A 22,511-nucleotide genomic window follows, 5' to 3' on the forward strand; every position below is an offset into this window, starting at 1 on the left:
GGGGGAAGGGCCGTTCAGGCCTCGGCACGCTCGGACATGGCCGGCGCCGGACAGCGACAATGTAGCTCTACTTAAGGCAACGTGGAGAACTCTTCACTTGTGCTGCGCTGTCGGGGTCGGGCACGGTTGTGGATCATGCAGCCCAACTCCCCATGGCGGACGGCCGACTTCAGGACGCTGTTCAGCGCGACCGCGCTCAGCCAGCTCGGCACGAACGTCAGCTATGTCGCCGTCCCGCTGATCGCCGTGGCCGAACTCGACGCGAGCCCAGGCCAGGTCGGCGCCCTGGCCACGTTGAGCACGCTCGCCTTTCTGCTCATCGGCCTGCCCGCCGGGGCCTGGGTGGACCGGATGCGTCACCGCAGGGTGCTGATCGTTGCCGACCTGGCGCGGGCCGTGCTGTTCGCCTCCGTCCCGCTGGCCTGGTGGCTGGACGCGCTCACGCTGGGCCAGTTGTACGCCGTCGTGCTGCTGAACGGCAGCGTCACTGTCTTCTTCGACGTCGGTTCGCAGAGCACCCTGCCCGGACTCGTCGGGCGCGACGCCCTCGTGCAGGCCAACGCCGCCATGATGAGCCTCATGGCCGTGAGCAACGTGGCCGGCCGGAGCGCGGGCGGCGCGCTGGTCCAGTTCCTCACGGCACCGGTGGCCGTTCTCTGCACGGCGGCGAGCCATCTGGCCTCCGCCCTCCAGCTCACCCGGGTCCGCCCTGATCAGGCGCCGCCCGCCCCGCGCCGGACGGTCGGCCTTCGAACGCAGATCGGCGAGGGGGTCCGCCACGTCTTCGGCAACGCGGAGCTGCGTGCTCTCGCACTCACCGCCGCCCTCACCAACCTGGGCTCCCAGATCATCAACACCATGCTCCCGGTGCTGTTCGTACGTGAACTCGGCCTGCCCGCAAGCGCGTTGGGCCTGTACTGGGCGGCGGGCGGCGTCGGCCTCCTGCTGGGCGCCCGTTGCGCCCGCCCCCTCGCCGGGCGCCTCGGATACGGCCGCACCCTCGGCGTCATGGGCCTGTGTCTCGCGCCCGCCGGACTGCTCGTCCCGCTCATCGACCGCGGACCGTGGCTGTGGCTCGCGGGCGCCGGGGGAGTCCTCGTCCTGTTCAAGACGGGTGTGGACAACGTGCTCGGCGTCAGTCTGCGCCAGCGGATGACCGCGGACGCGCTCCTCGGCCGAATGAACGCGACGTTCAGGTTCGTCCTCACCGGCGCCCTCGCCGTCGGCGCGGCCGTGGCGGGGCTGATCGGTGAACTGGCCGGTGTCCGCGCCACGTTGTGGGTCGGCGCAGGACTGCTCGCCACGGCCTTCCTGCCGGTGTTCCTCTCGCCGGTCCGCGGACGCCGCGAACTGCCCCACGAACAGCCCCTGAGAGCAGCACCCGTCACACAGAGCTGACCGCACGCTCCAGGGCATCCGCCACCCGGTCCGTATCGGCCTCTGTCGTACGCCAGTTGCTGAACGCGGCCCGCAGCGCGTGCGTCCCCTCGTAGAAGGTCGGCGTCATGAACGCCTCGCCGGATTCGGCGACGGTCCTGCCCAGCGCATGCACCCGCTCCCGGGTGGCGTCCCCGTCGAGCGTGAAGCACACGACGTTCAGCCGGACCGGCGCGAGCAGCCGCAGGCCCGGAGCGTCGGTGATCCGGTCACCGAGGTGCCGGGCGAGCGAGACGTTCCGTTCGATGATCTCCCGGTGTCCTTCGCGGCCGTACGCGGCGAGCGAGAACCAGGCCGGGAGCGCGCGCAACCGGCGCGAGTTCTCGGGTGTGAGGTGCACGAAGTCGGGCTCGCCGGTGGGGAGTCCGAGATACGGCGACGCGTTGTGGAAGACCCGCACCTGGAGGTCCCGGTGGCGGGTGAACTGCACGGCCGCGTCGTAGGGGACGTTGAGCCACTTGTGCAGGTCGACGCAGACCGAGTCGGCGGCGTCGAGGCCGTCGGTCAGATGCGCGTGCTCGGGGGACAGGGCGGCGAAACCGCCGAAGGCGGCGTCCACGTGCAGCCAGAACTCGTACCGCTCCTTGAGCCCCGCGATCGCCCGCAGGTCGTCGAAGTCGACCGTGTTCACGGTCCCGGCATTGGCCACGACAACGGCCGGGCGCCCGTCCAGCGCTTCGAGCGCCTCGGCCAGCCGCGCCACGTCGACGGCTTCCCGGCCACCGGGGAGCACCGGCACCGTACGCAGCCGGTCGCGGCCGATGCCCAGCACGGACAGGGCCTTGGGGATGCTGGAGTGCGGGCTGCCGGACAGCACGTCGACGGGCCCGAGTGCAGCCGCACCCGCCTCGGACACGGAAACGCCCAGACGCTCGCCCAGCCACTCCCGGGCGAGGGCCAGCCCGACGGTGTTCGAGACGGTCGCACCTGTCACGAACGCGCCGCTGTGCGCCTCGCTCAGCCCGAACAGTTCCCGCAGCCAGCCCAGCGTCTCGTGCTCAAGCGCGGTCGCCGACGAGTCGCCCCTGCCGGTGGCGTTCTGGTCGTACGCGCCGGTCAGCCAGTCCCCGGTGAGCGCGGCCGGGGTCGCACCCCCGGTCACGAAGCCGAGATAGCGCGGGCCCGCGGAGGCGGAGAACCCCGGCGCCCACCGCTCGGCGAACCGCGCGAGCGCGCCCTCGGCACCCGCGCCCGAGGCCGGCAGCGGCTCGGCGTCCGGAGCCTTGCCCAGGTGGGCCACGGGCCGTGTTTCGAGCCCCGACACCTCACGGGCGGCGAAGTCGCGGGCGGACTGGAGGAGTTCGGGGAGCCGGGAGAGATCGTCGGCGAGTACACGGTCCATGAGCGGCAGCGTAGGCAGGCGGCCGCACGGAAATCCCGGTCCAGTCGGGGGAAACTGGCCCTATGTGGGAGGGCGTCGTCGGCGCCCTCGATGACCGTGGTCAGACCCGCCGGTGCGGCGGAAGGCGCCTCGTCCGCCCCTCGTCAGCGCGAGCGCCGCAGCACGCCCCGCTGCCGGGCGCCCCGGTCGGGCGGCGCCAGGACCTTTTCGGCCGCGGCGATGAACTGTCTGCGGGCGTCGATGAGGTCACTGTCCGCCTGACCGTTCCGCACGAGGCGGTCGTCGAGATCCAGCCGCATGCGCCAGACGTCCGCATGCCGGACGGCCGCCGCATGGAGGGAATCGGCCAGCTCGCCCATCGGCGCGGGGCCGGTGATGGCGACGTTCGTGGCCGCCCGGCTCAGCGCGCCCAGGGCGGTCATGGTCGGCTCCCACAGCCCCCGATGCTCGTCCTCGCTCCGCCATTCGAGAGCCACGCGGGCCTCGATGACGGCGTTGATGCCCTGCCGGAACGCCTCACACTCGTCGAGCACGGTCGCGAAGGCGGCACGCCGCTCGTCACGCAGACGGTGCCGGACCTGGAAGGTCTCCTGCTCCTGTGCCTGCCGACGCGAGGACCTGGCATGGAGAAGCGGTCCGGTCAGCCCGGCGGCCAAGGTCCCCCCGATACCGAGGGCGGTCGCCCAGACGACCGTGTTGGCTTGGTCCATGCCGCACATCATGCCGCCGCCACACCCGTGAATGGCTGAACTTGACCGATTGATACGGCAGTTGGGCCGCCGAGGTGCCTGTCCCGCACATGCCGCGATGGGAGTCGGCGGCCGGAAAGCGCTGGCGACAACCCCTGTGGGTGTCGGCCCGGCGGAGTGCCACGGACCGGATGTGGCACGCGCCACAGCGGACCGAGTGTGGAGCCCGTACGGAGAGCGCGCCCGAGTGGGGCCGTCGCGGAACGGTGCGGGCTCACCCCTCAGCGCGGAGCCTGCACGAGCCCGGACCGGTAGGCGAAGACGACCAGTTGGGCACGGTCGCGGGCGCCCAGTTTCATCTTGGCCCGTTGGATGTGGGTGCGCACGGTCAGCGGGCTGAGGAACAGTTCCTCCGCGATCTCGGTGTTGGACTTGCCGTCCGCGGCGAGGGCCATCACCTCGCGCTCACGGGCGGTGAGGGCGGCCAGATCCCCGAGGAGCGCGGTGTCGACGCCGGACTCGGGAGTGGCGAGGAAGCGCGTGACGAGCGAACGCGTGGCCGCGGGGGACAGCAGCGCCTCCCCGGACGCCACGGTGCGGATGCCGTCGAGGAGCGCCTCGGCGGTGACGTTCTTGCCGAGAAAGCCGCTCGCTCCGCCGCGCAGCGCCCTGGCGACGTGCTCGTCGGTCTGGAACGTGGTGAGGATGAGGACACGGGTGGCCGTCAGATCCGGATCGGCACAGATGGCGGCCGTCGCGGCGAGGCCGTCGGTGCCGGGCATGCGGATGTCCATGAGGACGACGTCGGGGCGGTGGACACGGGTGAGCTCGACGGCCTTCCCGCCGTCGTCGGCCTCGTCGACCACCTCCATGTCCTCGCAGGAGTCGATCAGTATCCGGAAGGTCGCCCGCAGCAGGGTCTGGTCGTCGGCGAGCAGCACTCGGATCGTCATCGGAGCCCTTCTTCCGGAGGTCAGGAGTCGGTGGGGGAGTCAGGAGTGGATGGGGAGTTAGGAGTGGTTGGGGAGTCAGGGGTGGATGGGGAGTTCGGCGGTGACGGCGAAGCCGCCCTCGGGGCGGTGGCCCGCCTGGAGGCGGCCGCCGGCGGACTGTGCGCGCTCCCGCATGCCGACGAGACCGAACCTGCCGCCGGGAGCCGGTGGGGGCGCGGTGGCACCGCCGTCGTCGCTGACCGTGAGGGTCAGCCGGTCGTGGGTGTACGCGAGCCTCACCTGCGCCGTTCTTGCGCCGGCGTGTTTGGTGACGTTGGTGAGCGCCTCCTGCACGATCCGGAAGGCGGTCAGGTCCACGCCGGGTGAGAGCGGCAGTTCCTCGCCGTCGACCGTCACGACGACCTGGAGACCGGCGGAGGCGAACGCGGAGACCAGCTCGGGGAGCCGGCCGAGTCCGGGGGCCGGTTCAAGGGAGTCGTCGGGGTCGTCCGGCCGGCGCAGGAGGCCGACGGTGGCCTCGAGTTCGCGCAGTGCCGCGGCGGTGGTGCCGGTCAGGTCGGTGAGGATCTTCTCCGCCTGCTCGGGGCGGCTGCGGGTGAGGTGGGCGGCCGTACCGGCCTGGGCGTGGGCGAGGGCCATGTGATGGGCGACGACGTCGTGCAGTTCGCGGGCGATGCGCACGCGTTCCTCGGCGACTCGGTGGCGCGCCTCCTCCTCGCGGGTGCGTTCGGCGTGATCGGCACGGGTGCGCACGGCGTTGAGGTAGGCGCGCCGCGCACGGACCGCCGAGCCCTGGACGACCGGCATCGCGATCCAGAACGCGGTGGGGATCGTCTTGTCCGTCCAGGGCTGGTCGTTCTGGTCGGAGAGCAGTGCCGTGAGGACGACCAGCGCGATCACGGCGAGGCAGTAGGCGCGCGCGGTTCCCTGCGGAGCGCGGACGGTCAGCTCGTAGAGCGCCACGATGACCGGAAGCAGCAGCACGGGGTTGATCACGTAGCCCAGACCGCCGGATACGCCTGCGCAGACTGCCGTGGCCGCGACGACGGCGCGCGGGTGACCGCGCCGCCACAGCAGGGAGAGACAGGCGGCGGTCGCGATGAGCAGCCCGGGCAACCAGCCGGGTCCGCCTGTGGCGTACTGCCTGCTGGTGGCCACGTACAGCAGCAGCAGAAACGCCGCCTCTATGAGGCGGGCGTGGTGGTCGGCGAAGCGACGCCAACGGGTCAGCATGGGGTCCTCCGGTCGGGGGATCTGGTCCCATGGTCGGTCATGTGGTGAATGACGTGGTCGGCCGATGGCCGACCACCGGCGGTGAGGGCCGCCCGTGTCCGACACGGGCGGCCCTCACCGGATGGGCGGATCAGACGCGCACCGGGTCCTGCTGATCACCGTCGGACGAGGCCGGATTCGCGGCCGGGGCCGGAAGGGCGGCGGCCCTGTGGGCGAGCGCCTCGCCCTCCACATCGACGCGGGGCAGCAGCCGGTCGAGCGGGCGCGGCAGCCACCAGGCCGCCTTGCCGATCAGGGCCAGGACGGCGGGCACGAACGCCATACGGACGACGAAGGCGTCGAACAGGACGGCACTGGCCAGACCGAAACCGACCATCTTGACCATGGACTCGCCGCCGGTCATGAATCCGGCGAACACCGCCATCATGATCAGCGCGGCCGCCGTCACGACCCGGGCGCTGTGGCGGAAACCGGTGACGACGGCCTGGCCCGGCCGCTCCCCGTGGACGTACGCCTCGCGCATCCGGGAGACAAGGAAGACCTCGTAGTCCATGGCCAGGCCGAAGACGATGCCCACCAGCATGATCGGCATCATGCTCATGATCGGGCCGGTCTGCTCGACGCCGAGGACCCCGGCGCCATGGCCCAGCTGGAAGACCGTGACGATCGCACCGAGGGACGCCAGGACCGACAGGAGGTAGCCGAGCGCGGCCTTGAGGGGAACCAGCACGGAACGGAAGACCAGCATCAGGAGCAGGAAGGCCAGGCCGACCACGACCGCGAGGTAGGGGATCAGCGCGTCCTGCAGCTTCAGCGCGACGTCGATGTTCAGCGCGGTGGTGCCGGTCACCTCGAAGGTCGCGCCGGTGGCGGACTCCGCGGCGGGACGTTCCTCGCGGATGGTGTGGACGAGGTCCTCGGTCCGCTCGTCGGCCGGCGCGGTGGACGGCGTGACGGACAGCACCGCGGTGTCCTGGGCGGTGTTGAACCGGGCGGGAGAGACGGAGACGACGCCTTCCGTGCCGCCGAGCTTTCCGGAGATCTCCTTCACCGCGGCCTTCGGGTCGTCGGCTCCCGTGGCGTCCACGACGACGGTCAGAGGGCCGTTGAACCCGGGGCCGAACCCGTCGGCGAGGGCGTCATAGGCCCGGCGTTCCGTGGTGGCGGTGGACTTGGCCTCGTCCCCCGGCATGCCCATCCGCAGATCCATCGCCGGTACGGCGAGCGCACCCAGGCCGACGACCGAGACGATCAGCACGGGCACGGGACGGCGCACGACGAACCGGGCCCAACGGGTGCCCAGGCTCTCGGCTCCCTCGACCGAGGGTCCGGTCCCGCCTTCGCGGATACGGCCTTCCCCCCTACCGATACGGCCTTCGCCCTTCCGGATTCGACGGCCACCCATGCGGACGCGGCCGCCACCCTTCCGTACCTGGCGCGCGAGGACGGCGTTCGGCCAGCAGCCGAGCAGCGCCGGGACCACGGTCAGCGCGATCAGCACGCCGGTCAGGACCGCGCCCGCGGCGCCCAGACCCATCTGCGTCAGCATCGGGACGCCGATCACCGAGAGTCCGGCCAGCGCGATGACGACGGTGAGTCCGGCGAACACCACCGCGGAACCCGCGGTGCCCACCGCCAGTCCGGTCGCCTCCTGGGGACCGTGTCCCTTGGCCCGCTCCTCGCGGTAGCGGGAGACCACGAACAGGGAGTAGTCGATGCCGACCGCGAGCCCGAGCATCATGGCCAGCTCGCCGGTCGTCGAGGACAGCCCGAGGACGCTGCCCAGGGCGATGATCGAGGCCATGCTGACGCCGACGCCGAGCAGGGCGGTGAGCAGCGGAAGCCCGGCGGCGGCCAGCGACCCGAAGGTGATGACCAGCACCACGGCGGCGATGGCGACGCCGATCACCTCGCCCATCCCGGACGCGGCCTCGGTCTCCAGCGCGGTCCCGCCCGCCTCGACGGTCAGGCCCGAGTCCCGGGCCTCCTCGATGGCGCTCTCCAGCTCCTGCCTGCTCGCGTCGGTGAGGTCGTCGTCCTTCACGTCGTAGGTGACGGTGGCGTACGCCGTGGACGCGTCCTTGCTCACCCCGCGCCCGTCGAACGGGCTCACCACGTCCGCGACCTGCGGCCCGTCGGCCACCTCGGTCACCAGCTCGTCGATGGCCGAGCGGTTCGCCGCCGAGGTGATCTTCTGGCCGTCCGGTGCGACGAAGACGATCCGGGCGTCCGCCCCGTCCGCCTCGGTCCCCGGGAACCGCTCGTTGATGAGGTCGAACGCCTTCTGGGCCTCGATGCCCGGCATCGAGGACGAGTCGTCGGCAGGGTCGGAGGCGTTGAGGGCTCCGAAGGCGACGATGCCCAGGACCGCCACCCACAGCAGCCCGACGTAACGGCGCCGCCGGAAGGCCCAACGGCCCAGTCGATAAAGAAAGGTCGCCATGGAAGAGGACTCCGTATCTGCTCTCGGGAACCTCTCCAGCCTTTCCGGCCGGGACCTGTCCCGTCGTCGTCCGCACCGACCTCCCGCCTACTCACTTTCAAGTACTCCACGGCAGGGAATGTCATCGTTTCGTCTCAGCCCGGCCGCCCCCACAACCCATGCCGCCCCGCGCGGGTCTAGCTGGCAGAGATTGACCGGATCGAACGAGAAAGGCCTGATCATGGGGGACATACGCAGACGGGCAGCCGTCGTACTGGGAGTTACCGGACTGGTGGCGCCGCTGGCCGTCGCGCTGGGCGCGGCTCCGGCCCAGGCGGCGAGCTGCACCACGCAGACCGGCCCGTACCAGAAGAAGGTCGAGAAGTTCCTCGGCCGGCCGGTGGACGGCAGGCAGTCGGCCGCCGACTGCAAGGCGATCAAGGCCTTCCAGACCAAGCACGGCATCACCCCGAACATCGGCTACGCCGGGTCCGTCACCTGGGGCGTGATGGATCTGATGAACAAGCAGAAGGCCGTCGGGAAGAACCCCAACAAGGACGGCAAATGCCCGGTCAACAAGGGCCGCATCGCCTGTGTGAACCTCACGCTCCAGCTCAGCTGGATCCAGGACGGCAACACCCTCGTGTACGGTCCGGTCCCGGTCCGCACGGGCCGCAACGGGTACGAGACCCGCACCGGTCTGAAGAAGATCTACTGGCGGAACATCGACCACGTCTCGACGATCTACGACGTGCCCATGCCCTACAGCCAGTTCTTCGACGGCGGCCAGGCCTTCCACTCGGTCGGCGTGAGCATGTGGAACCCGCCCGGCTCGCACGGCTGCGTCAACATGACGAAGACGGACGCCAAGAAGTACTGGTCGCTCCTGAAGAAGAACGACGACGTCTACGTGTACGGCCGCAAGCCGGGCACCTGACCGGGCCGGCCGTGGTCCGGCCGCTCCTGAGAACGACCGGACCGCGCAGAAACGTCACGCCTCCGGGGCGCCCCCGAAGTCCGGGATCTCCAGCCTCGCCCCACCCTGCCGCGCCGAGTCGTGCGCGACGATGCCCGGCAGGGTGTAGCGGGCGGCCACCCACGCGTTCACCGACGGCAGGGAGCGCGTGTTCACCGCGGTGACGAAGTCGTCCACCAGGAAGTGGTGGCTCCCCTCGTGCCCGTTGTGCAGGTTGTCGAACTCCCGGGGCAGCCGTGCCCGGTCGTGGACCGGCGCCGAGCCGGAGGTGAAGGCGGCCCGCAGATCCGGCGCGATGTGCTGGAGCGACGGGTCGTCCGGGGACATGGTGGGCTTGGGCTCAAGCAGTTCACTGATGTCCTTCACCCCCTTCTTGTCCTGCCAGAAGGCCACCGTCGCCAGTTGCTCCATGCTGGCGTCCGTCCCGAAGAACCGGAAACGCGACTCCCGGATGTGTGAGGGATAGCCCACCCGCCGGAACTCGTTCGTACGGAACGAGCCGCCGCCCGCGACCTCGAACAGCGCGGTCGCGTTCGAGAAGTCGTTGCCGAACTGACTGACGTCCTCGTCGAAGACGCCGTCCCCGCGATCGTCCTTGACCCCGATCGCCGACACGCTCACGGCGTGCGTCTGCCAGGCGCCGAGAACCCCGCCCACCGAGTGCGTGGGGTACAGCAGCGGGGGATAACTGGCGGTCGTCTTCCAGTTCTCGCCGCCGCTGTACTGGTAGGCCTCGTAGAACCCGAGGTCCATGTCGTGCACATAGTCGCCCTCGGCGTAGAAGAGCCGCCCGAAGGCCCCGTCGGCGATCTGGTTGCGCGCGTGCACGGTCGCGGGGTTGTACTGGCTGGTCTCACCCATCATGTACGTCAGTCCGGTGGCCCGTACCGCATCGATGATCGCCGCGATCTCCTCGCGGGTGATCGCCATGGGCACCGCCGAGTAGACGTGCTTGCCGGCGTTCAGGCCCTGGAGGACCAGCGGGCCGTGAGTCCAGCGCTGGGTGAAGATCGCGACGGCGTCGATCGCCTCCGACTCCAGCATCGCCTCGTACGAGGGGAAGGTTCCCGTCAGGCCTTCGGCGGCGGCCAGTTGCTCCGCTCGCTCGGGCAGGAGATCCGTGACGTGGACCTCGCCGACGCCCGGGTGGGCAAGAAACAGCTTCGCGAACTGGCCGGAGAACTGGCCGGCGCCGACGATGCCGAGGGAGAACGTCATGGAGTGTGTGCCTTTCACTGTCCGGGGATTGACTGTCCGGGGTGTCACTGTCCGAGGACGAAGTTGACCTGGTCGTTGGTCTTGGTCAGATCGCTCACCGGGGCGTCGTTGGCGTAGACGTCCTGCATCGCGGGGCGCACCAGGGAGTACACGTCCGCCGCGTAGTCGGTGACCGGGAAGGAGAAGGTGGTGAAGTCCTTCTTGTCGGTGACCGGTTCGGTGAAGGCGGACACGTCGATGCCCTTCTTCTTGTACGCGGCCACGGCGGCCTCGGTGCCGTCCGGGGTCGCGGGGAAGACGATGCCGTAGCTGCCGACGGTCTTCTGGCACTCGTTGGAGGCCAGGTACTGGACCCACTTCTTGGCGCCGGCCTTGTTGGGGGCGTTCTTGGTGATGGAGTCGGCGAGGCCGTTCATCATGGTGGCCCGCTTGCCGGTCGGGCCGGTCGGTGTGGGGGCGGTGCCGACGTCGAGGCCCTTGGTGTCGTAGTAGGTGGAGATCATCCAGGCGCCGTCGAAGGAGGTCGCCGCCTTGCCGGAGGCGACCTGGGCGTTGGCCGGGTTGGCGCCGTCGGTGTAGTCGGTGAAGGGCGCGAGATAGCCCTTCTTCGCCAGGCCGAAGTACCAGTCGACCACCGACTGGAACGTCTTGCTGTCGTACTGGTACTTGGAGCCCCAGCGTGCCTTGTCCGTGTAGTTCCAGCCCGCCGAGCCGGTGAACGGGCTCCAGGTGGTCTGCCCGTCGCTGTCGCCCGCGCCGCCGGTGGCGAGCCCGTACACCTTGACGTTGTTCTTGTCGAAGCCCTCTTCGTCGCCGCGCTTGCCGTTCTTGTCGACGGTCAGGTGCGCGATGGTCTTCTCGAAGGTGCCGCCGTCCTTCGTGTTCCAGGAGAGGCTGTTGAGCTCCGACGCGGAGAGCCCGGCGTCCTTGACCATCTTCTTGTTGTACATGAGGGCGACGGTGTCCCAGTCCTTCGGGGCGCCGTAGCGATGGCCGTCCTGGCCGGTCCAGTTGGCGGCGAGCCCCGGCTGGTAGGCGGAGTCGTCGATGCCCAGGTCGTCCAGAGGCTCCAGCACGTTCAGGTCGGCGAACTGCCCGAACTTCTGGATGTGGTCGGTGAACACGTCCGGCTCGGTGCCCGCGATGAAGCTCGCGGTGAGCTTGGTCCAGTAGTCGGCCCAGCCCATCTGGGTGATCTTCACCTTCAGGCCCGGGTTCTGCTTCTCGAAGCCCTTGGCGCACGCCTGGTAGGCGGGCATCTGGTTGGCGTCCCACAGCCAGTACGTCACCGTGTTGGAGCCCGCTCCGGCGGCCCCGCCCTGCGCGCAGCCCGTCACCAGGGACAGCGCGAGCACCCCGGTCAGTGCCACGACCGTACGTGTACGAATTCGCATGCCCGTCCCCTTACTTGATGCCGGTGAAGCTGATGCTGCTGACGATGCGGCGCGCGAAGAAGCCGAAGAGCACGAGCATCGGCAGCGCGGCGATGAGGGTGGCCGCCATCAGGCCGGACCAGTCGTAGCCGCTCTGCGGGGTCTGCGCCCGGAAGATGGCCAGTGCCACGGTGAGCACGCGCGAGCTGTCGCTGTAGGAGACCATCAGCGGCCAGAAGTAGTCGTTCCAGGAGGTGATGTACGTGAGCACGCCCAGCGTGAGGATCGGGGTGGACGCCATCGGCAGCATCACGCGGTAGAAGATCCGGATCTTCCCGGCCCCGTCGAGCAGGGCCGCCTCCTCGACCTCCCGGGGCACGTTCATGAAGAACTGCCGCATGAAGAACACCGCGAACGGGGTCATGAACATCGTCGGCAGGGAGATGCCCAACAGGGAGTCGACCAGGCCGAGTTGCTTGATGAGCACGAAGTTCGGCAGCAGCGTGAAGATCGTCGGCACCATCAGCCCTGCCAGGAACAGCCCGAACACCGTGTCCCGGCCGCGCCACCGCAGCCGTGCGAAGGCGTACGCGGCCATGGCGGAGAAGAGGATCTGGAAGACGGTGATCAGGGTGGACACGATCGTCGAATTGATCAGATAGCGCCAGAACTTGAGCCCGCCGCCCGAGCCGCCCTGGGCGATCGCCTCCTCGGTGGACTGCAGACCCAGGGCCCGTTCGAAACCACCGGTCGTCAGATCCACGGGCAGGGGATCGCCCGGGTGGGCCGCGAGCGCCGTGTTCGTGGACAGCGCGGTGCGCAGGATCCAGTAGAACGGCAGCAGGGTGATGAGCACCATCGCGGCCATCACCGTCCAGGCCACGACCTTCCCGGGGGTGATCCTGGGGCGCTGTGTGCGCCGTACCTTCGTCGTCGTTGCCGTCACGGCAGTCATGTCGGTCGCTCCCTTCTTCAGCCGAGGTCGGTCTGGCCGGCCCGGGTGAGCCGGTACTGGACAAAGGTGATCGCGCTCAACACCACGAGCAGGGCCACGGACATCGCCGACGCGTAGCCGAACTGGAAGCGGCCGAAGGCGGCGCCGTAGATGTAGTACTGCAGGACGTTGGTCGCGTTCGCCGGACCGCCCGCGGTGGTCACCGCGACCGTGTCGAACACCTGGAACGAACCGATCACCGTCATGATCAGGACCACCGCGAGGACCGGCCGCAACAGCGGCATGGTGATCCGCCAGAACATCCGCCACTCGCTCGCGCCGTCCACCTTGGCCGCCTCGTACATATCGCTGGGGATGGCCTGGAGCCCGGCGAAGAGCAGCAGAGCGGTGTAACCGACATGGCGCCAGACGTTGATCAGGGCGATCGTGGGAATCGCCCAGGTCTCGTCCGCGAGGAACGGGATGCGGTCGAAGCCGAGCCCGGCGATGATCTCGTTGCCGATGCCGAGCTGGGTGTCGAGCATCCAGAGCCAGACGATGCCGGCGACGACGTTCGACATCAGATACGGCGTGAGGACGATCCCGCGGAGTATCGCCGACTGGGTCAGCCGCTGGAGCAGTACGGCGATGGCGAGCGCCGAGACCGTCTGGATGCCGATGTTGATGAAGACGTACTCGACGGTGACCGTCAACGAGTCCCAGAAGATGGGGTCCTTGACCATGCGGACGTAGTTGTCGAGGCCCACCCACTCCGCCGGGGTCAGCAGATTGAAGCGGGTGAAGCTCAGATAGATTCCCCGCAGCGTCGGCCACAGCAGGAAGACCAGGAAACCCAGCATGGCCGGAGCGATGAACAGGGCCGCGAGGGCGCCGTCACCACGTCCGCCACCGTCACGTTCTCGTTTCTCGCGGGTTCTCGGCTTCGACTGTGTCCCCTCGATGTCGCGCAGTGGCAGACGCGACGGAGGGCTGGAGGCGACGGTCATCAGGAGACTCCCTCGTCTGCGGCTCGTCCTCAGGTCACTTACTTTTGGTCCGAAAGAATCCAGCCGTCAAGAGGTGTGCACGCATCTTTCCTGAGGACCTTCAGCGACATAGGGTGGTGTCATTACTTCTGTGCCGAAAGAAATGATGTGGGGGTTCGGTCGTGACCACACGTGCTGCCAGCTGGCTGCCGCTCAGTCCCGGTGAGCGTGCCGTCGCCATCGAGGTGCTGACGCACGGCCCCCTGTCGCGCAGCGACATCGCCCGTCGGCTCGACCTCTCCGCGGGCAGCCTCACCCGGCTGACGAAGCCGCTCATAGAGTCGGGTCTGCTGATCGAGGTCCCCGAGGGCTCCTCGCTTCCCGAGGTGCGCCAGGGCCGCCCGTCCCAGCCCCTCGACATCGTCGCCGAGTCCCGCACCTTCGCCGGGTTCAAGATCACCCAGGACATGGTCTACGGCGTCGTCACCACCCTCAAGAGCGATATCGTCGCCCGCCGTGACCTGCCCCTCACCAGCCATGAACCGGCCCATGTCGTGGAGGTGCTGGGGGAGCTGACCAGTGCGTTCGCACGTGACTTCCCCGGCCTCGCCGGGATCGGCATCGGCCTGGGCGGCCGGGCCTCGGACCGGTCCGTCGTCGACGAGTCGGCCTTTCTCGGCTGGCGCGAAGTCCCCCTGGCCCGACTCGTCGAGGAGCGCACCGGGCTGCCCGTCGTCGTGGACAACGACGTGTCCGCACTCGTCGAGGCCGAGCGGTGGTTCGGAGCCGGCCGCGGTCTGGAGCGGTTCGCGGTGCTCACGATCGGCGCGGGTGTCGGCTACGGACTGGTGAGCGGCGGCAAGAGGGTCGGGACCGCCGAGGACGGACTGGGTGTCGGCCGCTGCTGGATCGTGAACCCCCACGGCCCGCTCACCCCCGACGGGGAGCGCGGGAGCGCCGTCTCCCTGTTGGGCATTCCCAGCATCCGCTACCAGATCCGGGCCGCCACCGGCCGCGACTTCTCGTATGAGGAGATCCTCGCCCTGGCCGCCGAGGGCGAGCCCATGGCTGCTCGCGTCATCGGCGAGGCGGCCCGCGCCCTGGGGACCCTGATCGCGCAGATCTCCAACTTCGCCATGCCCCAGAAGATCGTCCTCGCCGGCGAGGGTGTGGGCCTGGTCGACGTGGCCGGCCCGGACATCGAGGCAGCCATTCTCGCCAACCGTCACCCGCAGGCGGAGCCGGTCAATCTGGAGACCAAGGTGTCCGACTTCCACGACTGGGCGCGGGGTGGCGCTGTACTGGCGATCCAGGTGCTCGTTCTCGGCGCGGGAGCGGCCTGACCTGGCTGTGCAACGGCTGTCGGACATGGCTGCTGGACGGCCACCGCACAGGGCCATGGATTGGCTACCGGTAAGTAGTCCTTCTGACAGTGACTCCTCACATGGTCTTCACGCCGGGCCCCGTATGATTCACGGCATGTCCACCACTCACCGACGTGCACCGGTCGCGCCGAAGCGATCGGCCGCCGAGGTCAACGAGGAGATCCGAGCCCTGTGGCTGCGGAGCGGTGGGACGCTGAGCGGCGAGCAGCGGCGGGAGTACCAGCGGCTCGTCCTGGAGTGGGCGGCGGCCTCTCCGCGCGCCCACTCGCACACCGACTCCGCCCACTCGCACACCGACTCGTCGAAGGCCGCCTGACCCGCGAGCCGCCTCCCGAGCGCCTGGCGTCAGCCCTTCATCGCACCCTGGAGCAGCCCCGCGATGAAGCTGCGCTGGAAGACCACGAAGAGGATCAGGATCGGCAGCATCACGATGATCGTCCCCGCGGCCAGCGTGGGGATGTCCGTGCTGTTCTGACCGACGAAGAAGCCGAGGCCCGCGGGCGCCGTGTGCTTGGTCGTGTCCTGGATGAGCACCAGCACCAGCAGGAACTGGTTCCACGACCACATGAAGACCAGCAGACCGAGCGTCATCAGGGACGGCCGGGCCAGCGGAAGCAGGATTCTCAGCAGGATCGTGGCCGGCGAGGCACCGTCGATACGGGCTGCCTCCACCAGCGACGGCGGGGTCGACTGGAAGTGGGTGCGCATCCAGAACACCCCGAACGGCATGAACAGCGCGATCTCCACCAGGATCACACCCAGATACGAGTTGGTCAGACCGAGACCCCGCAGGTCGAAGTAGAGCGGGACCACGATCAGTTCGACCGGGATGGTGAGTCCCGCGATGAAGAAGGCCGCGACCGCGTTGCCGCCAGGGAGCTTCATCGTGCCGAGCGCGTAGCCCGCCAGCGCCGCCAGGACCAGGGAGGCGGGGACCACACCGACCGCGATCGTGAGGCTGTGCTGGATCAGGTCGGAGAACCCGGCCACCGACCACGCCTGCTCGTAGTTGTCCCAGCTCCACCGCTCCGGCCAGGTCAGTCCCACCACCGGCGTGCCCGCGGGCTGCAGGGAGGCGAGGAAGACACTGAGGAACGGGATCACGACGGCGATCGCCATGACCGTCAGCAGCGCGTATCCCGACCAGCGTTCCTGGCGCGTGGCGGTGTTCATGACTCCGACCTCGACAGACGGTTGATGAGGTAGACGATCCCGAGTATCAGACAGCCGAGGACGACGGCCAGGGCCGCGGCGAGCCCCACCTTGCCCTCGGAGAACGCCAGCCGGTACACGAGCAGGCCCGGGACCGTCGTCTGCTCACCGGGGCCGCCGTTGGTCGTCACGTACACGATGTCGAAGCTGGCGAGCGCGGCCACCGTGGTCACGGTCATCGCGACGGCGAGTTCGCCGCGCAGGTGCGGCAGGGTGACGGAGACGAACTCCCGGACGGGGCCTGCCCCGTCGAGCCGGGCCGCCTCGTACAGGCTGGGATCCACCTTCTGCACGCCGCTGAGGAAGAGCATCATGCACAGGCCGCTCAGCACCCAGGTGCCGACGAGGCCCACGGCGATCAGCGCGGCGCCGAAGTCGCCCAGCCACGCCCGTGTCACCCCGTCCAGGCCGACCGCGCGGAACGTCTGGTTCACCAGCCCGTCGTCCCCGTACAGCCAGCGCCAGGTCACGCCGACGGCGACGAGCGGGACGACCTGCGGCAGCATGAACAGGAAGCGGTACGCCCCCATACCGGGCCGTCGGAACCGGGCCAGCAGACCGGTCATCGCAAGGCCGACGACGATGGGGATGAAGGAGAAGAACACCACCAGCACCAGGGCGTTGAGCACGGACCGGCGCAGGATGGAGTCCTGGAAGATCTCCTGGTAGTTGCCGAGACCGACCCAGTCGCCCAGTGTCACGCCGTCCCACTCGAACAGCGAGAGATACGCCGTGTGCAGGGCGGGCAGCACCGCGAAGCAGAAGTAGACGGCGAACGCGGGCAGCACGTACACATAGCCGCGATATGAGCTGCGCCTGCGGGGGCCCTGGGATCGGACCCGGACGTCCGGCGACTTGACCCGGACGTCCGGGGGCTGTTGGACCGGCGGCCTACTCGGCATGGTGTTCCTCCCACTCGTCCTGAAGTGAGTCGAGGTAGTCCGAGGGATCGATGCGGTTCGCGATGAGCTTCTGGACGCCCGAGCGCAGCCGGTCGAGCATGGCGGGGGCGGCGAAGTCGGGGAACGTCGTGATCCCGTCGTCGGCGACCGCCCTGCGGTGGCCCTCCGCGATGTCCGCGAGCACGCCTTCCGGTTTCTTCACGGCGTCGGGGTTGGGCGGCATGAAGCCGTTGTCGCTGATGATCTGGCCGGCCTCGGGAGTGGTCAGGAAGTCGAGGAACGCGCCTGCCGCCTCGGGGTGTTCGGTCCTGGACGAGACGGCGTAGGAGACGCTGAAGCCCGACGCCACGGTGGGGGCGGAGGCCTGTTCGCCCGGCATCGGGAAGAAGCCGACGTTGTCCCCCATGACGGTCGCCAACTGCCCCGCCGCCCAGTTGCCGTTGATGAGGAAGACACTGTCGCCCTTGGCGAACTGGGCGGTGGAGTCGACCTGCGCGGTGCCGTTCGCCGAGTCGTTGTAGTAGCCCCTGCGGCCCCAGTCGATGACGAGCCTGCTGGCGGTGACGGCGGCCGGTGTCTCGATGGTCGCGCCCTTGGTGCCGTTGACCCAGTCCCAGTAGTCGTCCGTCGGCATCAGCTGGTTGAGGAGCGCGGCCCACAGGTGCAGGCCGCCTGAGTCGAGCGCGCCGACGCCGAGCGGCGTCAGGTCGGCGTCCTCGGCCGCGGCGAGCTGGTCCTCGAACTCCGCGACGGTGTTGGGCGGACCGTCGATCCCGGCCTTCTTCGCGAGGTCCTTGTTGTAGTAGATGCCGGTCATCGACAGACCGGCCGGGACCCCGAACAGGGCGCGCCCGCCGGTGGCCTCGCTGGTCTGCCCCGCCGTCAACTGGTCGAGGCTGACCGGGGGAATGGCCTTGTCCCAGCCGTACGCCTCCCGATAGGGCGCCAGGTCGAGGATGTGGCCGTCCGCCGCGAGATCGGTCATCCCGACCGCGTACTGCGCGATGTCGGGGGCCGTGTCGGACGTCATGGTGAGCTTCAGGTTCTGGACGTAGTCCGAGAACGTCTTGTACTGCGGCTCGACACTGATGTTCGGGTGGCCCTTCTCGAACGCGGCGATCAGCGCGTCGACCATCAACGGGGCGTCGGCGAACTGCAGACGCAGGGTGATGTCCCCGTCCGGCACGGCGGTCGACGACGGCACACTGCGCGGACCCGGCACCGCGGCCGCGCTCCCGGGGGTCAGGGCGTCGCAGGCGGTGAGCGGCAGCACGAGAGCGGCGGCACAGACCGTCGCCGCGACGCGGCGGCGCACCCGGTGCGTCCTGTCCATCATCGGCCTCCTTGCGTAATCTCGGCGTCTCGGCGTCTCGGCGTCTCGGTGTGCGGATCGGTGTGTCAGCCCCGCGGACAGCGGTCCTTGACCTTCTCCAGCAGGGCGCTGTTGTGGCGCTCGGCGTCGTCGCCGGTGTTCTGACTGACTATCAACGGCGGTTCCTGGCCGTGGAGTTCGACGAGCAGTTCGGCGGCCCGGCACGTCAGGGAGTTGACGATCGCCGCCCCGACGACGGTGGACAGGGCGCCCACGGTGAGGGCGCCCAGGGGCACCACCGCGTCACCCGGGCGGCCGTGCGTGTCGATGACGATGTCGGCCACGTCGAGCAGGCGCCGCCCGTCGACATGCCGGGACTCGGCGCCCAACGAGTGGGCCCGGCTGGTGACGGCGACGACCGTCGCCCCCAATGCTCGGACGCCAAGGGCGAATTCGACCGGCACGGGGTTGATGCCGGAGTTGGAGACGACGACCACCACCTCGCCGTCCCGGATGTCCGCCGTACTCAGGATCGCCGCCGCGTAGCCGCTCACGCGTTCGGCGGCGCCCGCGTGTCGAGGGGCTGTGGGAGACAACGCCGGGTCGGCGATCACGTTGACCGGCGCGAGGCCGCCCGCACGCAACAGCGGTTCGATCGCGACGAGTTGGGAGTGGCCGCTGCCGAAGTAGTGGACGACACCTCCGGCGGCGATGCTGTCCGCGATGGCACCGGCGGCGCGCTCGATCGAGGGCCGCTCGGTGGCGGCCAGCGCGGTGAGGTTCTCCTGGAGAGCGGCGAAGTAGGCGAGATCGGCGTTCATCGTGTCGAGACCACCTGGGGTGTCGAGCGGGAGCCGTTGCGTGGCTGAGGGGCCGTCTGCGTGGCTGTGGACCGTACCAGAGGGCCGTGCGACTGCCCAGCCCTCCGGACAAGTGTGCTGTCATAACAGCTTTGTTCCTTGACCACCCCGCACACCCGTCCTAGCCTGAGCCGCATGTGGTACGGACCACAGGCATCGGAGAATCAGACCGCCCGACAACTTCTCCAGCGGCTCCTCGGGGACAGAGCCGCGGAGTTCACCGCCGACGTCGTGCCCGTAGGGGACGGGCACGACGTCGGCAGGCCCGACTGGTTCGAGGTCGACGCCGGACCGGGCGGAGTGGCGCTGCGCGGGTCCAGCGGTGTCGCGGTCGCCTCGGCACTGCGCTGGTATCTGCGGACCGCCTGCCGGACACAGGTCACCTGGGACGCCCCCGTGCCCCGTCTGCCGGACCGCCTGCCCCGCACCGGCACGGCCGCCCGGACGACCTCCCCCTACCTCCACCGCTACCACTTCAACGTCTGCACCTTCGGCTACACCACGGCGTTCTGGGACTGGGCGCGCTGGGAGCGCCACATCGACTGGATGGCGCTGCACGGCGTGACCACACCGCTGGCGATGACCGGCGCGGAGGCCGCCTGGCAACAAGCCCTCCTGCGCACCGGCCTGGACGACGAGACCGCCCGGCGCTTCCTCGGAGGCCCGGCCTACCTCCCGTGGAACTGGCTCGCCTCGCTCGACAGTTGGTGCGGACCACTGCCACAGAGCTGGATCGACGGCCACGCGGACCTGGGCCGTCGCATCCTGGACCGGGAACGCGCGCTCGGCATGCGCCCGGTCCTCCAGGGCTTCGCCGGCCATGTGCCCCGCGAACTGATCGCGGACCGGGGCGCCCGCTCGACGACCCTTCCCTGGTGGGACTTCGAGGTCGGAGTCCTGGACCCGCGCGACCCCCTGTTCGAGGAGTTCGGCGCCGCGCTGCTGACCGAGCAGACCCGCCTCTTCGGCACCGACCACCTCTACGCGGCGGACCCCTTCATCGAGACCATTCCGCCGGTGACCGATCCGGCTGACATCGCCCGGGTCGCGCGGGCCGTGCACGGCGCGATGACCGCGGTGGACGACGAGGCCACCTGGGTGCTCCAGGCATGGCCCTTCTCCTACCGCTCCGACTACTGGACACCGGACCGGACCGGGGCCTTCCTCGACGCCATCCCGGACGACCGCATGCTGATCCTGGACCTGTGGGCCGAGCACAGGCCGGTCTGGCGGCAGACCGACGGCTACCGGGGCAAACCCTGGGTGTGGTGCATGCTCCACAGCCTCGGCGGACGGCCCGGGCTCTACGGCAAGCTGGACGAGATCGCCGCAGGCGCCGCCGAGGCGAGCACCGACGCACGCGGCGGTTCGCTCTCCGGAGTCGGCGCGAGCATGGAGGCCTTCGGCGGCGACCCGGTCCTGTACGAGCTGCTGGCCGACGTCGCCTGGAACGGCTCGGTCAAGGACGTACGAGCATGGCTGGAGAACTGGGCGGAGGCGCGGTACGGGCGCCGAACCCCCGCCCTGCTGCGCGCCTGGGAACTGCTCCACGCCACCGTCTACGACGCGGACGGCCCCGGACCACCGGGCTCCGTCGTCGTCTGCCGCCCCAGTTTGGAGGGCGACCTGCGCCCGGAGCTCCCGGTGCACCTCGCGGCGCCGCCCTCACCGACCGTGCCACCGGGCCTGGCCGAGGCGTGGACGCTCCTGGCCTCCGCGGCGACGGACCAGGACAGTGCGGGGCCGCTCGGCCGGGACCTCTGCGATGTCACCGCACACGTGCTCACCCACGTGGCGTGCGACCAGCAGCGACGGGCGGCGGACGCGGCCCTGGCACGCGACGCCGACCGCTTCCGAGCCGCCGCCACCGAACTGCTCACCACCATCGAGGACCTGGACACACTGCTGGCCACCCGCCCCGAGTACCGCCTGGACACCTGGCTCGCCGAAGCGGGCAGCTGGGCGTCAACCCCTGCCGAGGCCGAGCTGTACGAGGCCAACGCGCGCCGCCTCCTCACCGTCTGGGGACACTCCCGCAGCAAGCTGCACGACTACTCTGGCCGGCACTGGGCCGGCCTGGTCCGTTCGTTCTACCGCCCGCGCTGGCGACGCTGGTACGAGCACATCGCCCGGGCACTGGAGACCGGATCCCCCTACCGGGCCCAGGAGTTCGAGGCGTCCCTGATCGAATGGGAGGAACGCTGGATCGCCGAACGGAGTGGCCGGACCGCCGAACGGAACGAGAACGCGACACCCGGCCTGGACACCGCCCGGACGACGACCCTGGACGTGGTGCGTACGCTGTTGCCCCGTTACCGCACCTCTCGGGGCTAGCGGACACGTGCGAAACGCGGAGTGATTGTGACGCTCAAGGACAGGCGCAGAGACGACGGCCCGGAGACGGAGTCCGACAAGCAGGAGTCCTACAAGCACGAGGCGCTGCGACGGCTGCTCCAGGCCGACATCGCCGGGATGCGGCCCGACGAGGCACTGCCCACCGAACGGCAACTCGCCGAGCGGTACGACGTCAGCAGAGCGACCGCCCGGCGCGCGCTCCAGGCACTGCGCGAGGACGGCCTCATCCGCAGTGTGCGCGGCGTGGGCACCTTCGTCTCGCACCCCCAGATCACCAAGACGTCGACGCTCACCTCGTTCTCCGAGGACCTGCGCTCACGCGGCTACCACCCCAGTGCCGAACTCCTCGCCGCGGAGGTGGTCGAGGCCGACCTGCACCACGCCACGGCCCTCGGCGTCGACCCCGGTACCGCCCTGCACCGCATCGAACGGCTGCGCCTCGGCGACGACTTCCCCATCTGCCTTGAGACCGTCCACCTTTCCGCCGAACGCTTCCCGAGCCTCGACGAGTCACTCCTCAAGGGCTCGCTGTCGGAAGCACTGCAGAACACCCACGGCGTGAGGGTGGTCCGGGCGACCCAGCAGATCCGGGCGGTGAACGTGACCGGCCGCCAGGCCCGCCTCCTCGGCGTCAAGGAGGGCTCCGCCGCCCTGCTCGTCCGACGCACGGCGTTCGACGACACGGGGCATGTCGTGGAGTACGGGGAGTCGCTCTGCCGAGGCGATCTGTACGAGTTCTCGCTGGTGGTGACCAAGTAGCCCCTCCTCGCTCCGTGTGATGCGCCGCGGCATCGCTGCTGCTCCGCCGCTGCTCTGCTGTTGGCGAATCTGCTGCGGGCCGAGATTCCTTCCGCGCCGCCGTGGTCCGGCCGAGGGTGGAGACACCGCGGTGATCCTGGCCGCGTCACCACAAGGAGGAGCG

The 22,511-nt window shown here is 69.7% G+C and carries 19 protein-coding genes; 6 read left to right on the forward strand and 13 right to left on the reverse strand.

All coding sequences use genetic code 11. The features are described 5' to 3' along the window. Positions 1 to 135 precede the first annotated feature (135 nt). Positions 136 to 1,398 (forward strand): MFS transporter, encoded by a 1,263-nt coding sequence (locus ACZ5VQ_RS31930; protein ID WP_469107937.1) that lies wholly within the window; start codon positions 136 to 138, stop codon positions 1,396 to 1,398. On the opposite strand, the gene ACZ5VQ_RS31935 is transcribed toward ACZ5VQ_RS31930, so the two are convergent. The 5 genes from ACZ5VQ_RS31935 to ACZ5VQ_RS31955 all read right to left on the reverse strand — a co-directional run bounded on the left by ACZ5VQ_RS31935 (position 1,385) and on the right by ACZ5VQ_RS31955 (position 8,097). Beyond that, entirely contained in the window at positions 1,385 to 2,779 is a 1,395-nt protein-coding gene (locus tag ACZ5VQ_RS31935) for a pyridoxal phosphate-dependent decarboxylase family protein (RefSeq protein ID WP_469107938.1), read from the reverse strand. The genes ACZ5VQ_RS31930 and ACZ5VQ_RS31935 overlap by 14 nt on opposite strands. A gap of 143 nt (positions 2,780 to 2,922) precedes the next feature. Next, entirely contained in the window at positions 2,923 to 3,489 is a 567-nt protein-coding gene (locus ACZ5VQ_RS31940) for a hypothetical protein (protein ID WP_469107939.1), read from the reverse strand. 260 nt (positions 3,490 to 3,749) lie between these two features. Beyond that, the gene (locus tag ACZ5VQ_RS31945) at positions 3,750 to 4,421 is read right to left on the reverse strand and encodes a response regulator (protein WP_469107940.1); all 672 of its coding nucleotides are present in this window, start codon (positions 4,419 to 4,421) and stop codon (positions 3,750 to 3,752) included. Between the two features lie 75 nt (positions 4,422 to 4,496). Then, positions 4,497 to 5,654 (reverse strand): sensor histidine kinase, encoded by a 1,158-nt coding sequence (locus ACZ5VQ_RS31950; protein WP_469107941.1) that lies wholly within the window; start codon positions 5,652 to 5,654, stop codon positions 4,497 to 4,499. Between the two features lie 130 nt (positions 5,655 to 5,784). Continuing rightward, positions 5,785 to 8,097 carry an MMPL family transporter gene (locus ACZ5VQ_RS31955; RefSeq protein WP_469107942.1) on the reverse strand — a complete coding sequence of 771 codons (2,313 nt, stop codon included), beginning with the start codon at positions 8,095 to 8,097 and terminating at the stop codon, positions 5,785 to 5,787. Positions 8,098 to 8,317: 220 nt separating this feature from the next. Here ACZ5VQ_RS31955 and ACZ5VQ_RS31960 point away from each other — a divergent pair, with 220 nt between their 5' ends. Continuing rightward, positions 8,318 to 9,013 (forward strand): L,D-transpeptidase family protein, encoded by a 696-nt coding sequence (locus ACZ5VQ_RS31960; RefSeq protein WP_466784248.1) that lies wholly within the window; start codon positions 8,318 to 8,320, stop codon positions 9,011 to 9,013. A gap of 54 nt (positions 9,014 to 9,067) precedes the next feature. Here ACZ5VQ_RS31960 and ACZ5VQ_RS31965 read toward each other — a convergent pair whose 3' ends face one another. The 4 genes from ACZ5VQ_RS31965 to ACZ5VQ_RS31980 are packed head-to-tail and all read right to left on the reverse strand — an operon-like array spanning position 9,068 to position 13,584. Next, positions 9,068 to 10,270, reverse strand: coding sequence for a Gfo/Idh/MocA family protein (locus ACZ5VQ_RS31965; RefSeq protein WP_469107943.1), 1,203 nt, complete (start codon positions 10,268 to 10,270; stop codon positions 9,068 to 9,070). Positions 10,271 to 10,314: 44 nt separating this feature from the next. Next, a complete protein-coding gene (locus ACZ5VQ_RS31970; protein WP_469107944.1) occupies positions 10,315 to 11,664 on the reverse strand; it encodes an ABC transporter substrate-binding protein in 1,350 nt (449 codons plus the stop codon). Between the two features lie 10 nt (positions 11,665 to 11,674). Further along, positions 11,675 to 12,598, reverse strand: coding sequence for a carbohydrate ABC transporter permease (locus ACZ5VQ_RS31975; RefSeq protein WP_383939240.1), 924 nt, complete (start codon positions 12,596 to 12,598; stop codon positions 11,675 to 11,677). Positions 12,599 to 12,615: 17 nt separating this feature from the next. Further along, positions 12,616 to 13,584, reverse strand: a complete 969-nt coding sequence (locus ACZ5VQ_RS31980) for a carbohydrate ABC transporter permease (protein ID WP_469107945.1) — start codon at positions 13,582 to 13,584, stop codon at positions 12,616 to 12,618. Positions 13,585 to 13,745: 161 nt separating this feature from the next. Here ACZ5VQ_RS31980 and ACZ5VQ_RS31985 point away from each other — a divergent pair, with 161 nt between their 5' ends. Both ACZ5VQ_RS31985 and ACZ5VQ_RS31990 read left to right on the forward strand, forming a co-directional pair. Beyond that, the gene (locus ACZ5VQ_RS31985; protein ID WP_469107946.1) at positions 13,746 to 14,906 is read left to right on the forward strand and encodes an ROK family protein; all 1,161 of its coding nucleotides are present in this window, start codon (positions 13,746 to 13,748) and stop codon (positions 14,904 to 14,906) included. Between the two features lie 124 nt (positions 14,907 to 15,030). After that, on the forward strand, positions 15,031 to 15,264 hold the full coding sequence (locus tag ACZ5VQ_RS31990) for a hypothetical protein (RefSeq protein ID WP_269652779.1): 234 nt from the start codon (positions 15,031 to 15,033) through the stop codon (positions 15,262 to 15,264). A gap of 29 nt (positions 15,265 to 15,293) precedes the next feature. On the opposite strand, the gene ACZ5VQ_RS31995 is transcribed toward ACZ5VQ_RS31990, so the two are convergent. The 4 genes from ACZ5VQ_RS31995 to ACZ5VQ_RS32010 form a co-directional block, all read right to left on the reverse strand. Continuing rightward, positions 15,294 to 16,121, reverse strand: a complete 828-nt coding sequence (locus ACZ5VQ_RS31995) for a carbohydrate ABC transporter permease (RefSeq protein ID WP_469107947.1) — start codon at positions 16,119 to 16,121, stop codon at positions 15,294 to 15,296. Continuing rightward, positions 16,118 to 17,062 (reverse strand): carbohydrate ABC transporter permease, encoded by a 945-nt coding sequence (locus tag ACZ5VQ_RS32000; protein WP_469107948.1) that lies wholly within the window; start codon positions 17,060 to 17,062, stop codon positions 16,118 to 16,120. Before ACZ5VQ_RS32000 ends, ACZ5VQ_RS31995 begins: the two co-directional genes overlap by 4 nt. Further along, positions 17,052 to 18,398, reverse strand: coding sequence for an ABC transporter substrate-binding protein (locus tag ACZ5VQ_RS32005; RefSeq protein WP_469107949.1), 1,347 nt, complete (start codon positions 18,396 to 18,398; stop codon positions 17,052 to 17,054). Before ACZ5VQ_RS32005 ends, ACZ5VQ_RS32000 begins: the two co-directional genes overlap by 11 nt. 62 nt (positions 18,399 to 18,460) lie before the next feature. Then, entirely contained in the window at positions 18,461 to 19,195 is a 735-nt protein-coding gene (locus tag ACZ5VQ_RS32010) for a sugar isomerase domain-containing protein (RefSeq protein ID WP_469107950.1), read from the reverse strand. Positions 19,196 to 19,369: 174 nt separating this feature from the next. Here ACZ5VQ_RS32010 and ACZ5VQ_RS32015 point away from each other — a divergent pair, with 174 nt between their 5' ends. Then, positions 19,370 to 21,568, forward strand: a complete 2,199-nt coding sequence (locus ACZ5VQ_RS32015; protein ID WP_469107951.1) for an alpha-N-acetylglucosaminidase — start codon at positions 19,370 to 19,372, stop codon at positions 21,566 to 21,568. Positions 21,569 to 21,595: 27 nt separating this feature from the next. Then, positions 21,596 to 22,348, forward strand: a complete 753-nt coding sequence (locus ACZ5VQ_RS32020; RefSeq protein WP_469107952.1) for a GntR family transcriptional regulator — start codon at positions 21,596 to 21,598, stop codon at positions 22,346 to 22,348. The last annotated feature ends 163 nt before the right edge of the window (positions 22,349 to 22,511 follow it).

This window comes from Streptomyces sp. NPDC033178 (assembly GCF_055577685.1).